Source organism: Burkholderia sp. DN3021 (genome assembly GCF_049805555.1).
GTDB lineage: Bacteria > Pseudomonadota > Gammaproteobacteria > Burkholderiales > Burkholderiaceae > Burkholderia > Burkholderia pyrrocinia_C.
Window position 1 is genome coordinate 98,567 of the sequence record NZ_JBNCAB010000012.1, and the last position, 15,215, is coordinate 113,781.

Genomic DNA, 15,215 nt, shown 5'->3' on the forward strand with positions numbered 1-15,215 from the left:
TCAACGATCGGTGGAATGGGGTTCCGAGCGCGCAACCTGCGCCCGGGCAACCGCGGGCACTCGTTGCTTCGGTCGCGCCGCCGGCTGGGCCGGCGTGCCGGGGCCGGCTGCCGCGAGGCGCGCGGCGGCGGCTTCGATACGCGCGACCCGGGCTGCATTTGCCGCGTTTGCCGCGTCTGGCTGCGGCGCGGTGGCCGCTACCGGTGCAGGCGTCTTCTGTGGCTCGGCCGGCACCGGCGGCTGTGCGTCCGTGCCCTGCGGCGCGCGCGGCGCGGGCAGTGCGGCGGCCGCAGCGGCGGGCGCTTCCGATTGCGGTGCAGGTGCAGGTGCAGGTGCCTGAGCCGGTGCCTGGGCCGGTGCCTCCTGAGGTGCAGCAGCCGCGCCGCTCGCGGGTTGCGCGCCCGGCTTGCGGACCCCGCGGCGGCCTTCCATGTTGCCCGTCGCGTACACGTCGAGTTCGTGCGGCTTCGAGAAGCTGTCGGTCGGCAGCGGCACGTCCGCGGTCTGCAGCGGCTTCACGAGGTGCGGCGTGATCAGGAAGATCAGCTCGGTGCGGTCCTGCTGGAACGACGTGCTGCGGAACAGCGCGCCGAGCACCGGTACTTCGCCCACACCCGGGATCGCCTTCAGCGCGCCGCTCGCGTTGTCCTTGATCAGCCCGCCGATCGCGAACGATTCGCCGTCGCTCATCTGGACCGTCGTCGAAGCACGCCGCGTCGTGATCAGCGGCAGGATCGACGTGCCGCCGATGTTGGACGCACTCAGCGTGACGCCCGTCTGCGACAGCTCCGATACTTCCGGTGCGACCTTCAGGCTGATCCGGCCGTTCGCCAGCACCGTCGGCGTGAACTTCAGCGCGACGCCGAACTCCTCTTCCTGCAGCGTGATCGACGAGATGCCGTTGCCGCTGCTCTGCGGGATCGGGATGAAGATCTTGCCGCCGGCGAGGAACGTCGCTTCCTGGCCGCTGATCGTCACGAGATTCGGCTCCGCGAGGATCTTGACGAGGTTGTCGGTGTTCTGCGCGTCGGCCGCGATGCTGAACGGCTTGTTGTTCGCCTTGTTGAAGATGGCCCCGCTCGCGACGCCCGCGAGCAGGTTGCTGACCAGCGCACCGCTCCACGAACCGAACCCGCCCTGGATGTTGAACGCGCTGCCCATCTGGTTGATCAGCGTCTTCGACACCTCGGCCACCTTCACCTCGAGCATCACCTGCTGCGGCGACGTGACGCTCAGCATGTTCAGCACGCCGGCGCCCTGCTTGCCGCCCCCGGCGGCATCACCCGGACTGTCGCCGTACGCGCGTGCGATCTGCATGGCCTGCTGCGCGGCCTGCGAGTTCGACACGCTGCCCGCCAGCACGATCGTGCCGGCGGCAGTCGACACATGGATGTCGCGTTCTCCCGGCAGCAGTTGCTGCAGCGATCCCTGCAGGCCGGCGGCATCCGCTCCGACCGCGACGTCGATCACGCGGCATGCGCCGCTCTTGCCCTGCACGATCATGTTCGTCGTGCCGACCGACAGCCCGAGGATGTACAGCGTCTGCGGCGATACCATCGTCGCCTGCGCGACGGCCGGGTTGCCGATCGTCCGATTGCGGACCGGCTCCGGCATCGGCACCAGCAGCGACTTGCCGAGCGGCACGCTGACGCTGGTCGACTCGCGCACGGCGCCGACGCAGTTCGGCCCGCGCAGCGGCCCAGCCGTTGCGGCGGCCGCGGCGACCGGCGCCGCCGCCATGCTGATCGTCATCTGCACGGGCCCCTTGCCGACCGCGGCCGGCGCGCTGGCGCCGCCCTTCGTCAGCACGCCCGCCTCGATGCCTTCCTGGGCCAGTGCGCCATAAACGGTCAGCCATCCCGAACAAAGGATCGCGGCCATCATCGTGCCCCGTGCCACGCGCGTCCGCAGTGGGCCTGTACCTGTACGTTGCGGTTTGAGCTTCATTTTGTCTTATCCCCCGAGAGACCGGCGCCGTGCCGGTTGTCGACTTCCGAGGCCGCCGTACCCTGCCGGCGGCCGATCTGTTTATCTGGCTGTGTTGATCTGCTTCAGAAACATTCGACGCTGCCCTTCACGCCCGCCAGCACGCCGACGCAGTCGCGCCGCGCGGCCGGCGCCGCGTGCGACGCGGTGTGCACGCGCACCGTCCGCACTTGTGCGGGAGCGGGAAGCGGCGGCAAATCGGGTACGGGCGGCTTGCCGAGCAGCGTCATCTTGGTCGCGCCATCCGTGTTCATCGTCTTCTGGTCGACCTGGTTGCGCAGCACGAGCGACAGCGTGCCGACGCTGCGCGCGAGGTCGAGCCGTTCGGCCTGCTCGGGCGTGACTTCCAGCGTGACCGCGTTGACCACCTTCGGTGCGGTGTCGTCGCGGCTGACCTGCTGCGCGACGGCGAGCACGAGGATGTGCTCGAGCACGATCTTGGAGATGCTCTGCCCGTCGGTCTTGCCCTGCTGCTCCTGCGTGTTGACGATCACGTCGACGTAGGTGCCCGGCAGCGCGAAGCCCGCGACGCCGACCACGTCGTTCACGCGCACCGTGATCGCGCGGCTGCCGTCGGCGATCACCGCGGACAGCCCGCCCTTCGTGCCGAGCGGTGCGAGCTTCGACTCGATCACCGGCTCGCCGCGCGCCAGGCTGGTGCGCACGACGCGCCCTTCGAGGGTTTTCGTATCGGTGAACGCGCCGGTCGGCACGCTGCCCGACGGCCAGCTCACCATGTGGATCTGGTTCGCCCCGAGCGGCTCGCCCAGGTTCAGGTCGGCGGCCGCTACCGCGACGGGCGTGACCGAGTTCGTGGATGTCTGCACCAGCCAGTGGGACGCGAACACGACCGCGGCAAGACCCGCGACCATCGCGACGGCCAGCATCATGAGCGCTCGACTGTTTTTCATGGCAATGCTCCTCGACGATTCGTGAAAGAAACGGCTCAACCGGTGATGAACGTACGTCCGCCTCGCTCGATGGGCGGCGGATGGCTGCCGTCCCGTTCGGGCGCTGCGCCGAAATAGCTCGCCCATGCGTCGTACAGTGCGTCGTGCGTCACCTCGAGCGGATCGCCGCGGTAACGCGCGCCGGCGGCCACGAGGCGCAACAGGTCCGCCGGAAAGCACGCGAGAAACGCCTTGCCGGTCGGCAGATGCAGCCGGTGCAGCAGGAACTCGAACGCATCGTGCGCCGATACGAGACCGAGCGATGCGCAGGCCGCGTCGTACACCGCGCGGTAGTCGTCGATCGACAACGCGCCGACGTGAAGCTTCGAGCCGAGGCGACGCATGAACGCGTCGTCGCAGAACTGCTCCGGTGCGAGGTTGCTCGAGAACACCGGCCACACGTCGAACGGCAGCACGAAGCGGTTGCCGGATTCGAGCGTCAGGAAATCGACGCCGCGATCGAGCGGGCGCAGCCAGCGATTGAGCAGGTCGCGCGGCTCGACGCGCTGGCGGCCGAGATCGTCGACGACATACATGCCCATGTTCGCCTTCATGTGCGGCGGCGCCTGGTAGAAGCCGGCCGCCTCGTCGCGGCGCAGATCGAGCTCGTCGAGCGTCAGTTCGCCGCCGGACGTCACGACCGGCCGCTTGCACAGGCGCCAGCGGCGATCGACCGACTGGCCGCCGGATTGCGGTTCCGCGTCGACATGCACGAGCGGGTCGTAGATCTGGATCACTTCACCGGCCGCGCAGATCGCGTGCGGCACCGGCACGCGGCCGTGCATCAGCGCGCCGAGCCGCTCGGCGAGGAAGGTCTTGCCGCTGCCGGCCGGGCCGTAGATCAGCAGCGGACGGCCCGCGTTCAGCGCCGCGGCCGCCGCGTCGAGGACCGACGTGTCGATCACGAAGCCTTCGAACGCGGCCCACACATCGCCCTGGCCGATGTGCAGCTTGCGCACCGAATGCGCGCTCACGCATTCGAGATACGCGTCGAGCGTGACCGGCGCGGGCCCGCTGTAGCCGCTGCGCGCGCGTTCCTCGAACGCGAGCACGCGGCCCGCGTCGGTCAGGCGGAACGTCACGTCGAGATCGGTCGCGCCGCGATGGGTGAGCTCGACGAGATGCTCGCGCACCAGGAACGCGAAGACATCGTCGAGCACCGCGAGCGGCAGGCAGTGCCGCTCGACCAGGTCGCCGTACGACGGGCGGCCGAGCATCAGCGTCGACTTCAGCACGAGCCCGGCGACGAACGTCATGCTCAGCCCGGTTTCGTCGAGCGAGCGCGGCGCCGCCGGCAACTGCGCGCCCGGCTTCGTATTGGCCTCCCGCGACGGCAACGGATCGGGCAGTTTGGATACCTGCGCGTCGCGTCTCGGTTCGGTGTGGTTCGTGTTCATGATGGTTCCATCCTCGTTGCGGGCTCGTCGCGCTATGCGCACGACGCGAACAGCATGCCCAGCGTGCCGGCCGCGATCGCCACGCCGTACGGCAGCGTGCCGACCGACGCGATCTCCGCGGGGCCGTCGGCTGCCCCTGCGCGCGCCCCTTGCGAACGGCGCGCGATCAGCGCGCGGACGTTCGCCCACATCTGGCGCATCCGCCCGCGCAACAGCGCGAACGCGATGGAGCCGATCCCGCCGGCCACGAAGGTGGCCAGCACGATGTAAAACGTCATTTCCGCACCGACCCATGCGCCGATCGCGAGCATCAGCTTCACGTCGCCGGCCGCCATCCCGCGCAACAGGTAGAACGGCAGCAGCAGGCCGAAGCCGGTCGCTGCTCCCGCGAGCCATCCGAGTGCGCCTGCCAGGACGCCGTGCAGCATGCACTGGGCCACCAGCGCACCGACGAGGCCGACCGCGACGAGGCGGTTCGGAATGCGGCGGGCCGCGATGTCCGTGCTTGCCGCGGCGACCGCGAGCAGCGTCACGCACAACGGAACCGGGTAAGGCGGCGCAACGAGTAACATGGCGAACCTCGCGGAGCGAATCGATGGATCAGGAAACCATGGCCAGCGCGGTGGTCACGGCCGCCGTCACGGCTGTTGCGATCACTTCGTACGTATCGGCCAGCGAGCCTCTCAGCGTGACGACGCTGCCCAGAACCGCGACGGCGAACATCGCCCCGAGCAACGCATATTCGATCGACGTCACGCCCTGCTCGTCGCCGATCCAGCGGCGACATACGGCACGCACCCTGGCTTGCATGATGGTCTCCAGTTCCGGTTGATCAGATGACCGGGACGGCTCGAGCACTGCACCAGCCGAGCCGTCCGCGGCACGGTCCATCAGAGGCCTGCCACCGCCGAATCCAGGTCGGCCGCGATCGTGCTGAACACGGTCTTGAGGTCCTTCCCGATCGTCGACAGCGCGAGGATGATGCCTACCGCGATCAGTGCGGCGATCAGGCCGTATTCGATGGCGGTCACGCCGTCTTCATCGCGGACGAAGCGGCTGGCTTGTTGAATGAACTTGGACATGGTTATCTCCTTGCGTGATGACTTTCAAAGCCCTCGCGTACCGGCTGGATCGATCGATCTGGCATCGATACGTCGAGGAAAGTTGTTAATGCCGTGTGGTGCCGGCGAACGATTCGGACGAGCCGCCCGCCGTACCGTCCATCAAAGACCTGCTACCGCCGAGTCCAGATCCGCGGCGATCGTGCTGAACACGGTCTTCAGATCCGTACCGACCGTCGCCAACGCGGCGACGATGCCGATCGCGATCAGTGCGGCGATCAGGCCGTATTCAATGGCCGTCACGCCGCGCTGATCCCGAGTGAACCAGGCGATCTTTTCGATGACTCTTGACATGAGCACTCTCCTTTCGGACTGCTATTAAATTCCCTTCGTCGATCATGACGTCGGGGACGGGCACCACCGGCACTACAAGAAAATCGAAACGTGACGCTCAGCTGCGGGGACAGGGATGCGCACACCTGTCCGTGAGAACGGATTTCAGTGAGAAGGAACGCGAGAGATGCGCGTACGGTTCGATCAGCCGGATAAACCGGGCTGGACGATCGACCTGAACGGCGTGACTGCCGTTCGACGCATGGAATCCAGTTGAACGGGAGACAAACTCCCGGCGGTGCGGTAATTCGTTTTCAACGCGGCCAGCCGGCCGCGAAGTGCTGTGGTCTTTCATTTTTATTCCCCATGTGCTGCGATGCCGATCTTCTTGTTGCCCTGACGCTATCGGGTCTCATCGGTCGATCGGCGACGATTCTCGCGGTTCATCGACCTGGAGCTGCGTGTTCCCCGACGCGCTCCGGCCCTCTTCTCCGCAGGTGATTCCGAAGCCGGTTCCGTCTGTTCCCGGAACAGCCCGGTCGTCACTTCGCCGACTGCCGTGCCAACGCTGACGCAAAGAGCAGGCCACCTCGAGCGAAATCCAGGCGTATCAAGGGTTCCGGCGATCCACGGGTTCTCGCGCCAATGGTGCGACGAACGAAATGTTTCAACTTTGATATATGCATTCCCGCGAGCGAGGTACGCCGGAACGCTCGCCGCCGCGCTGCACAAAGGATCCAAAATTTTTTCTCGGGATTTTCCCGGACGCGGGCAGCCGGTTGCATTTCATGGGATCGGAGGGACGCGACACCGCTCAAAAACACGGAATGTTTCAAGCCAGCAACATGAAACCCGACCGGGTCGTTTTCTCATACCAAAAAACGCGGTTTTCACGCCTGTCACTGATTAATCGGGATCCCGGCTTCCAGTGCGCGGTTTGCAACATGCGATTTTTTCTTCAACAATGCATTCACCGGACAACGCCATTCAGAGCGATTCGATCCGGTGGCACGACAACATGAAACGGCTGCGACAGACCAAGCAGCCTCCACCACAAACGGGGCATCATGTACACAGCCAATCGTGGAACGCGCGATCGCGCAATACGCTGTGCTCAATGGTTGACAGCGGACCGGATCGTTCCGTACAGCTGCATCATGCTGATGCTCTTCGCCGCGCTGCTCGCCGTCTGGGGCATCGTGACGGACGGCTTCACGTCGAATGCCACCGCCCGCCCGGGCGCCGACTTCTCGGTCTTCTGGACCGCATCGAACCTCGTATTGCAAGGCCATGCCGCAGCGGCCTACGACTCTTCGTCATTCCTGCAGGCCGAGTTCGCGCACTTCGGTGCGTATCTGCAGCACCGGCCGCTTCCCTGGCTCTATCCGCCGACGATGTTGCTGTTCATCGCGCCCGTTGCCCTTGTGCCTTTCCTGCCCGCATATTTCCTCTTTTTCGCGGGCAGTCTTTTATGCTACGCGTTCGCCGTCTCGCGGTTGTCGGGATTGCGCGCGCATCTTCCGCACCCGCGCGCCGCGGCGCTCGTCGCGGCCGCGTATTCGGCGGTGTGCATGTCCGCGCTGTTCGGCCAGAACAGCATCCTGACCGCCGGCATCGCCGCGCTCGCGCTGCATCTGCTCGGCAAGCGTCCGGTTGCGGCCGGCGTGCTGATCGGGCTGCTCGCGATCAAGCCGCAACTCGCCGTCGTGTTCCCGTTCGTGCTGATCGCGGCGCGGGCGTGGCGCACGTTCGCGGCGGCGGCGATCAGCGCAACGCTGTTCGCGGCGGCCGGCATCGCGCTGGCCGGGCCCGGCGCGATGCACGGCTTGAGCCACGCCATGTCGACGGTACGCGACCAGCATTTCATGCTCGCGTCGTACTGGCTCGCGTCGCCGACACCGTTCGCCGCGTTGCGGCTCGCGGGTGCGCCGGTGGCTGCCGCGCTGGCCGCGCAAGCGGCGGTCGCGCTGCTGGCGATCACCGCGGCCGTCGACGTGTGGCGCCGCACGCGCGACATGCGCCTGCGCGCCGCGGTGCTGGCCGTCGCCACGCTGCTTACGACGCCGTATCTGTGGAACTACGAACTGACCTGGCTCGGCATTGCGATCTTCTGCCTGATCGCACACGGCCTCGACGAAGGCTGGCTTCCCGGCGACCAGGGCATCCTCGTGCTCGCGTGGCTGCTGCCGATCTTCGAGATGTTCAACCGGCTGATGAAGCTGCCGCAGATCGGGCCGGTCGTGCTGCTCGCGGTGCTGTTCGTCGTCGTGCGCCGCACGGCGCTCGCGTCACGGAGCACGCAATGAAAGCGCCTTCGTTCGCCCGCCAAGCGCATTCCGCCGTCGATCTGCATCCGGAACTCCCGATCGCAGGCCCGCGCCGCTATCCGCACTGGCTCAATCGCGATCGCGTGCGCCTCTATGCGGCCGCCGTGCTGCTGACGGAACTGCTGTTCATCGTCATCTACGTGACCCGCGTGCTCCTGTCGCACAACGGTGCACTGGAACAGTTGTCGCAGGATTTCTCGCCGATCTGGAGCGCCGCGCGGCTCGCCGCGCACGGGCACGGTGCCGACGCGTGGCATTTCCCCGCGCTGTTCGCGGTCCAGAAGCTGGCAGTCCCGACGATGACGCTCGCGGACGGCGCGCTGCCGTGGCTCTATCCGCCGACGATGCTGCTGCTCGTGCTGCCGCTCGGCTGGCTGCCGTACATGCTGGCACTCGTGCTGTGGCTCGGCGTCACGTATGTGATGTTCGCCGCGACGATCCGCGCGACCGTGCAGCGCGATGCCGCGTGGCTGTGCGCGCTCGCGTTCCCCGGCGCGTTTCTCACCGTGATCGTCGGTCAAACCAGCCTCTTTACCGCGATGCTCGCGGGCATCGGCCTGCTCGCGCTGAACCGCCGCCCCATCTGCGCCGGGATCTGCTTCGGCTTGCTGACGATGAAGCCGCAGCTCGCGGTGCTGTTCCCGCTCGCGCTGCTGTGCGCGGGCCAGTGGCGTGCGCTGGCCGCGTGGGCCGCGACGATCGCCGGCTGCGCCGCGCTCGCGACGCTCGCGTTCGGTGTCGGCCCGTGGGTCACGTTCGCGCATGTGATCGGCAACGTCTACGCGATCGTCGGCACCGGTCACGCCAAGCTCGCCCGCATGCCGACCGTGTTCGCGCTCGCGACGATGGCCGGCTGGCCCGCGATCGTCGCGCGCGGCCTTCAGCTGCTGTCGGCCGCTGCCGCCGCAATCGCCGTCGTCTACGCGTGGCGCGGCGCATGTTCCTATGCGCTGCGCGCCGCGACCCTCGCATGCGCATGCCTGCTCATCAGCCCTTATCTGTACGACTACGACCTGACCTGGTACGGCATCGTGATCGCGTGGTACGCGCGCTATGCATGGACGCACGGCTGGCGGCGCTTCGATCGCGAATGGCTGATGCTGCTGTGGACGATGCCGCTCGCGGGCCTCGCGGTCGTGTCGCATCTGTCGTTCCAGTTCATGCCGCTCGTGACGCTCGCATCGCTCGCGCTGCTCGTCAGCCGGATCGCGCAGGAAAGACACGACGTGCCGTCGATGCCCGACGCACGCGACGACTCGACCGAGACCGGCTTCGCACATCCGGTTCGACCGCACCACCGCCCGGCGCTCGGAATGCGCCGCACCGGCCGCCCGACGCTCGGCGCCGGCCGGTGAAGCGACATCACAAGGGGAATCATCATGCGGGAACCACTCTACACGCCGCTCGTTTCGCTGGTCGTGCCGTTCTATAACGAAGGCGAGGCCGTCGAGCGCTTCTTCGACGTCGTGATTCCGCTGCTGACGGCCATCGACGCGATCCGCTTCGAGATCGTCTGCGTGAACGACGGCAGCCGCGACGACACGCTCGAACGCCTGATCCGGATCAGCACCGGCGAGCGGCGCGTGCGCGTGATCGATCTCACCCGCAACTTCGGCAAGGAAGCGGCGCTGACGGCCGGCCTCGACGAAGCCGCCGGCGACGCGGTGATCCCGCTCGACGCCGACCTGCAGGATCCGCCGAGCCTGATTCCGGTGATGATCGAACACTGGCGCGCCGGCGCGGAAGTCGTCGCGGCGAAGCGCAGCAACCGCGCATGCGATTCGTTCGCGAAGCGCACCGCGGCCGCGATCTACTACCGCGTGCACAACCTGCTGTCGGATGTGAAGCTGCCGGAGAACGTCGGCGATTTCCGGCTGATGGACCGCAAGGTCGTGAACGCGCTGCGCAACCTGCCCGAGCGGCACCGCTTCATGAAGGGGCTGTTCGCGTGGGTCGGCTTCAAGACCGTGATCGTCGAATACCAGCGCGACCCGCGCAGCGCCGGGCACTCGAAGTTCTCCGGCTGGAAGCTGTGGAATTTCGCGCTGGAAGGGATCACCAGCTTCAGCACGGTGCCGCTGCGCAGCTGGACCTACATCGGCGTCGGCATCGCCGCGCTCGCGTTCCTGTACGGCTCGTTCATCATCTTCCGCACGCTGCTGTTCGGCAATCCGGTGCTCGGTTACGCGTCGCTGATCTCGGTCACGCTGTTCATCGGCGGCATCGAACTGATCGGGATCGGTGTCATCGGCGAATACATCGGGCGGATCTACGACGAGTCGAAACAACGGCCCGTCTACCTGATCCGCCGCCGCTACCAGGCGCACGGCAAGGTGATCGAACTTCCGGTCGCGCGCGATGCGCGCCGCCAGATCGCACGTCGGCGCGTGCAGTTGCCGAACCGTGCGCGGATCGACGTACGCTGAACGCGCGCAGACGGCCATGATCGACCTGCTCCATGCCGAGCGCACGCGGCTCGTGCGCTTCGGCTTGTCCGGGCTCGGCTCGACCGCGCTCCATACGCTGGTCGCGTCCGCGCTGTTCGCGCTGTTCGATGCGACGCTGGTCGCCGCGAACGCGGTCGCGTTTCTCTGCGCGACGGCGTTCTCGTATCTCGCGAATACGCTGTGGAGCTTCTCGTCGACGGTACGCACGCGCAACGCGCTGCGTTTTCTCGTCGTTACGCTGGCCGGCTTCATCGAAACGCTGCTGCTCGCGCGTGCCGCCGAAATGCTCGACGTGTCGCGCGCGATGAGCATCGTCGCGATCGCACTGCTGATCCCGCCGACGACGTTCGTGCTGCATCGGCTCTGGACCTACCGGTAAGCATTGGATAGCCGGCCGCCCGGCGGCCCGATAGCAGTCGCGAATCGCGCCCTTCCCGCTCCCGAAACGTCATGCCGCCGGCCGGCAGGACCTGAAGCTGTTCATCGACGATGCGCCCGAACCGGCCGCGTCGTTCGCCGGCAACGGCAACGACGGCGTCAGGACGTTCACGCTGAACTCGAAAGGCGGCAAGATCCGGATCGACGCATCGGCCAGCGGCAGGAAGTCCGCGACCGATGCGCGCCTCGCGCCGCTGTCCGCGGGCGATCAAGTGTGGCTCGGCTGGCTCGGCGCCGAGGACGGCGCCGACCGCGACTACAACGACGGGATCGTCATTCTTCAGTGGCCGATCACCTGAGCGGCGCCGCGTTCGCACGCGCGCCGTACCGCGCTCAGGTACGCGGCAGCCCCGGCGGATTGGTCCGCGACCGGTCGATCGCTTCGGCATCGAGGCTCCAGCGGCCGAGCACTTTCCGGTAGCTGCCGTTCGCGATCAGCGCATTGATCGCGAGCGTCAGCGGCTCGGCGAGGCCGCTGCCCTTGCGCGTGGTGATCGCGATGTCCGCGGTGCGCGGCCAGCCGCCGCTCACGGTGCCGATGAGCTTCGCATCGCCGCGCAGCGACGCCTGGTAAGCGAGCATCGAATTCACGCTGAAGATCGTGTCGACACGGCCCGACTGCAGCGCGACCCAGCGCTCCGCCGCATCGGCGTAGTACTGGATCTCGACCGGCGCGAGGCCGCGCGCGACGTTCTGCCGGTTCCATTCGAGCAGGATCTTTTCCTGGTTCGTGCCCGAATCGGTCACGACCCGCAGCCCGGCCACGTCCTTCGGCTCGCGGATCGCGGCAATCCGGCTGCTGGTCTTCACGTAAAAGCCGAGCTGATCCTTCCGGTAGGTCGAGAAGTCGAACTTCTCCTTGCGCTGCTCGGTGACCGTCACGTTCGAGATCACCACGTCGACCTTGCCGGACTGCAGCGCGAGCGGCCAGTCGGCCCACGCGAGCGGCACGATCTTCAGCTTGCGCCCGACGCTGTCCGCGATGAGCTGCGCGAGATCGGGATCGAAGCCGACCACCGTCCGCGCATCGGTCGCATACGTGCTGAGCGGCGGCAGGTTCGGCGCGATGCCGATCGTCAGCGCGTTCGCTTCGGCAAACCTGAAGCCGCCCGGCAATGCCTGCTCGACCGCCGGGTTCACGGTGCCGCGCTGCCGGCCGGTCTGCTCGGGGCTCAGGTCGAACGTCGCGGCCTGCGCGGCGAAGCTGCCGCCGATCAGCACCGCGGCCAGCATGCGAACGACACGCGCAACGGGGAATGCTGTTCTTGTCATGTTTTCCGGATTCCTTCCTGTTCGATGACGCATGGGGCGAACGCAAGCGCGGGCAGCGCGATGGTCGGCGCTGGAATACGTCGGTGCGCCGCGCTGCGTTCCCGGCCCGCTCAAGCGGGCGTCGCTTCGAGTTCGGCTGCGGCAGTGCGCCGAGGCGCCGGCTGCGCGACAGGCGACGGGCGATTCGCCTGCGACGATTCGCCCGCATACAGCGCCTTCGGATCGAACACACGTGCCTGCAGCGGCGTGAACGCGCGGAAATTCCACAGGCTGCGCGCGACGAACACACGCTGCACCCAGCGAAACGCGCGGTCGTTCTCGTCGTATTGCGGATCGAAGCGGTCGCGCGAATGCAGCGTGAAATGGTTGTTGATCAGCACCAGCTTGCCCGGCGACACCTGCACCCCGAACGACACCTCGCGCACCGCGCGATACAGGTTCGCCAGCGCTTCCTGCGCGCGCGTGTTGACCGCCAGCACCATGTCCGGATAGAACGCGACCGTCACGCGCGGCGCGTCGAGCGGCCCCGATAGCACGGCGCTCAGGTCGGTGTTGTCGCGCGGCGTCGGCGTGGCGCCGCGCCACCGGTACGGCACGCGGATGATGTAGTGCTCGCCGTAGAGCTGCGCGATATCGTCCGGCGACAGCAATTGCAGCGCACGGCGCGCATCCGCGAGCCGCGTATACGGGCCGCCGCCGGCTTCGCTGCGCACGCCGAGCAGCAGCAGCGCGAACGGCGACGTGTCGCCTTCCGGCATGTGCGCCTGCGCGGCGTTCTCGATATGGAAATCCAGCTCGACCTCGGAGCCGAGGCCCGTGTATTCGCGCGCGGTCGTCTTGTGCGGCGTCAGGTTGTTCACGAGCTCGCGGCCTTCGTGCGCGATCGAATACGGCTCGCCGGCCAGCGTGCTCAGCGCGACCAGCACGTTCTCGCTCAGCACGCCAGCCTTGAACGAGCGGCCGGTTTCCTCGAACCTCGGGCTGCCGTTCACGTCGTCGTCGATCGGCAGGTTGTCGATCTCGATCGACCCGTGCGCGTCCGCGGTCGGCGCCTTCGCGCGGTCGAACGCGTCGACGATCCGGTCGGGAAATGCGTTGTAGGCAAGCTTGCGTACTGCGCTGATATAGCCGGCGCCGCCAGCGGGATCGTAGGCCAGCGCGCCGAGCGTCTTCCGGATGTGACCGGACTCCACTGCCGTCAAGACGATTCGTTCATCTGCGAGATAGGTCATAGGTCTCTCGTATAAAGATCTTGGGTCGAAGAGCGGTATGGCACAACCGCTGCGCTTTGCCTTCCTCGGTGCGAAGCGCTCGACAAGACTAGAAGACCGTCATTGCATTGCGAAATGATATTAAATCGATTGCAAACAAAAATTGTCGATATAAGTTCAGCAACGCGGCTAGCGTCGGGCCGCATCGATTGCGCCGGTCTTTAACACTAATTCTTGTTAAAAAATCGCTGGTTATTATTTGTATTCGCTGGCGGGTCGATGCTAGTTTTCTGTCGGATTCGACGATGCGGCCGGCTCTCGACCGGCAGCCGCCCCATCACCCGCCACACGGAAAACCGCCAGATGAACCGATACCCACTGCTGCGCTGCTTGTTCGGATACGCCGGATGCGACGCTTCGTCGCCGACGGGCAGCCTCGCGACCTACGCGGCACGGGGGCAGCGATGAGCGAACGCGCTCCGGCGCTCGACTGCGCGCTAACCGCCGCCGCGCCGCCGCACCGCACGTCGCTGCGCGCGATCTTCCCGGCCGTCGCGGCCGCGAGCCTCGGCTTCGCGATCGTCCAGCTCGACGTGACCGTCGTCAACGTCGCGATTCCGAGCCTCGGCCATTCATTCGGATCGAGCGTCCACGGGCTGCAGTGGATCGTCGACGCGTACACGCTGTCGTTCGCCGCGCTGCTGCTGACGTCCGGCACGCTGGCCGACCGCTTCGGCAGCCGCCGGCTGTTCGCGTACGGCCTCGCGCTGTTCCTGCTCGCGTCGCTCGGCTGCGCGCTCGCGCCGTCGCTCGCGGCGCTGATCGCCGCGCGTGTCGCGCAGGGCGTCGGCGCGGCGATGATCCTGCCCACGTCGCTCGCGCTCATCACGCATGCTTGCGCGAACGACGCCGCCGCGCGCGTGAAGGCCGTCGCATGGTGGAGCGCGACCGGCGGCGCGATCAGCGCGGCCGGACCGACGCTCGGCGGGCTGCTGATCGATTCGCTCGGCTGGCGCGCGATCTTCTTCATCAACCTGCCGATCTGCGCGGCCGGGCTGTGGCTCACGCTGCGCCGCGTGCAGGATTCGGCCGCCGCGCGCACGCGGCTGTTCGATCCGGCCGGGCAGATCGTCGCAGTGCTCGTGCTCGGCCTGCTGACGGGCGGCATCATCCGGGCCGGCGCGCACGGGCCGGGCGACCCGTATGCGGCCGGCGCGCTGATCGCATCGGTCGTACTCGGCGCGCTGTTTGTCGCGATCGAGCGGCGCGTGGCGGCACCGATGCTGCAGCTCGCGTTCTTCAGGATCGCGCGCGTACCGGGCGTTCTCGCGATCGGTGCGATCACGAACGCCGCGTTCTACGGGCTGATCTTCTCGCTCAGCCTCTATTTCCAGAGCGCGCGCGGCTTCACCGCGACCGAATCGGGGCTCGCGCTCGCGCCGCTCACGATCATCATGCTCGCCAACATCGCGAGTGCGCGCCTCGCCGTCCGTTACGGATTCCGCGCGACCGTCATCGTCGGCCTTGCCGTATCGCTCGCGGGCTACGTGTGGCTGTGGCAAACGCTCGCCGCGCACACGCCATACGCGCTGCTGGTGCCGGGGCTCGCGGCAATGGCGATCGGCGGCGGCATCGCGATTCCCGCGCTGACGTCGACGATGCTCGGCAGTGTCGACGCCGGCCGCTCGGCCACCGCGTCCGCGATCCTCAATACCGCGCGCCAGGTGGGTGCCGCCGTCGGCGTCGCGGCGCTCGGCGCGCTGGTCGCGGGCCAGCGCGCAGCGATCGTGGCC

Annotated in this window: 15 protein-coding genes; 6 read left to right on the forward strand and 9 right to left on the reverse strand. The window is 67.4% G+C overall.

From position 1 onward, the window contains the following. The 7 genes from ACPUER_RS09245 to ACPUER_RS09275 all read right to left on the reverse strand — a co-directional run bounded on the left by ACPUER_RS09245 (position 1) and on the right by ACPUER_RS09275 (position 5,748). Positions 1 to 1,947 (reverse strand): type II and III secretion system protein family protein, encoded by a 1,947-nt coding sequence (locus tag ACPUER_RS09245; RefSeq protein ID WP_425130908.1) that lies wholly within the window; start codon positions 1,945 to 1,947, stop codon positions 1 to 3. A 104-nt stretch (positions 1,948 to 2,051) separates the two neighbouring features. After that, complete coding sequence (gene cpaB, locus ACPUER_RS09250) at positions 2,052 to 2,897, reverse strand: Flp pilus assembly protein CpaB (RefSeq protein WP_425130909.1); 846 nt, start codon at positions 2,895 to 2,897, stop codon at positions 2,052 to 2,054. A 35-nt stretch (positions 2,898 to 2,932) separates the two neighbouring features. Then, positions 2,933 to 4,333, reverse strand: a complete 1,401-nt coding sequence (locus ACPUER_RS09255; RefSeq protein WP_175963015.1) for an ATP-binding protein — start codon at positions 4,331 to 4,333, stop codon at positions 2,933 to 2,935. 32 nt (positions 4,334 to 4,365) lie between these two features. Beyond that, positions 4,366 to 4,905 (reverse strand): A24 family peptidase, encoded by a 540-nt coding sequence (locus tag ACPUER_RS09260; protein WP_425130910.1) that lies wholly within the window; start codon positions 4,903 to 4,905, stop codon positions 4,366 to 4,368. A 28-nt stretch (positions 4,906 to 4,933) separates the two neighbouring features. Then, positions 4,934 to 5,143: a Flp family type IVb pilin gene (locus tag ACPUER_RS09265; protein WP_105390944.1), complete on the reverse strand. Its 210-nt coding sequence runs from the start codon at positions 5,141 to 5,143 to the stop codon at positions 4,934 to 4,936. 80 nt (positions 5,144 to 5,223) lie between these two features. After that, complete coding sequence (locus ACPUER_RS09270) at positions 5,224 to 5,415, reverse strand: Flp family type IVb pilin (protein WP_111020645.1); 192 nt, start codon at positions 5,413 to 5,415, stop codon at positions 5,224 to 5,226. 141 nt (positions 5,416 to 5,556) lie between these two features. Next, positions 5,557 to 5,748, reverse strand: a complete 192-nt coding sequence (locus ACPUER_RS09275; protein WP_175963017.1) for a Flp family type IVb pilin — start codon at positions 5,746 to 5,748, stop codon at positions 5,557 to 5,559. 1,046 nt (positions 5,749 to 6,794) lie between these two features. Here ACPUER_RS09275 and ACPUER_RS09280 point away from each other — a divergent pair. The 5 genes from ACPUER_RS09280 to ACPUER_RS09300 are packed head-to-tail and all read left to right on the forward strand — an operon-like array spanning position 6,795 to position 11,238. Next, a complete protein-coding gene (locus ACPUER_RS09280; RefSeq protein WP_175963018.1) occupies positions 6,795 to 8,033 on the forward strand; it encodes a glycosyltransferase family 87 protein in 1,239 nt (412 codons plus the stop codon). Continuing rightward, complete coding sequence (locus ACPUER_RS09285) at positions 8,030 to 9,409, forward strand: glycosyltransferase family 87 protein (protein ID WP_425130911.1); 1,380 nt, start codon at positions 8,030 to 8,032, stop codon at positions 9,407 to 9,409. Before ACPUER_RS09280 ends, ACPUER_RS09285 begins: the two co-directional genes overlap by 4 nt. A 24-nt stretch (positions 9,410 to 9,433) precedes the next feature. Further along, complete coding sequence (locus ACPUER_RS09290) at positions 9,434 to 10,480, forward strand: glycosyltransferase family 2 protein (protein ID WP_175963020.1); 1,047 nt, start codon at positions 9,434 to 9,436, stop codon at positions 10,478 to 10,480. 16 nt (positions 10,481 to 10,496) lie between these two features. After that, positions 10,497 to 10,880: a GtrA family protein gene (locus tag ACPUER_RS09295; RefSeq protein WP_175963021.1), complete on the forward strand. Its 384-nt coding sequence runs from the start codon at positions 10,497 to 10,499 to the stop codon at positions 10,878 to 10,880. A gap of 43 nt (positions 10,881 to 10,923) precedes the next feature. After that, the gene (locus ACPUER_RS09300; RefSeq protein ID WP_175963045.1) at positions 10,924 to 11,238 is read left to right on the forward strand and encodes a fucose-binding lectin II; all 315 of its coding nucleotides are present in this window, start codon (positions 10,924 to 10,926) and stop codon (positions 11,236 to 11,238) included. Between the two features lie 34 nt (positions 11,239 to 11,272). Here ACPUER_RS09300 and ACPUER_RS09305 read toward each other — a convergent pair whose 3' ends face one another. Both ACPUER_RS09305 and ACPUER_RS09310 read right to left on the reverse strand, forming a co-directional pair. Further along, complete coding sequence (locus tag ACPUER_RS09305; RefSeq protein ID WP_425130912.1) at positions 11,273 to 12,211, reverse strand: ABC transporter substrate-binding protein; 939 nt, start codon at positions 12,209 to 12,211, stop codon at positions 11,273 to 11,275. 110 nt (positions 12,212 to 12,321) lie between these two features. Then, a complete protein-coding gene (locus ACPUER_RS09310) occupies positions 12,322 to 13,443 on the reverse strand; it encodes a TauD/TfdA family dioxygenase (protein ID WP_425130913.1) in 1,122 nt (373 codons plus the stop codon). A gap of 443 nt (positions 13,444 to 13,886) precedes the next feature. On the opposite strand from ACPUER_RS09310, the gene ACPUER_RS09315 reads away from it, so the two are divergent. Continuing rightward, positions 13,887 to 15,215, forward strand: a 1,329-nt coding sequence (locus ACPUER_RS09315) for an MFS transporter (protein ID WP_425130914.1), incomplete at its 3' end; no start/stop codon positions are given.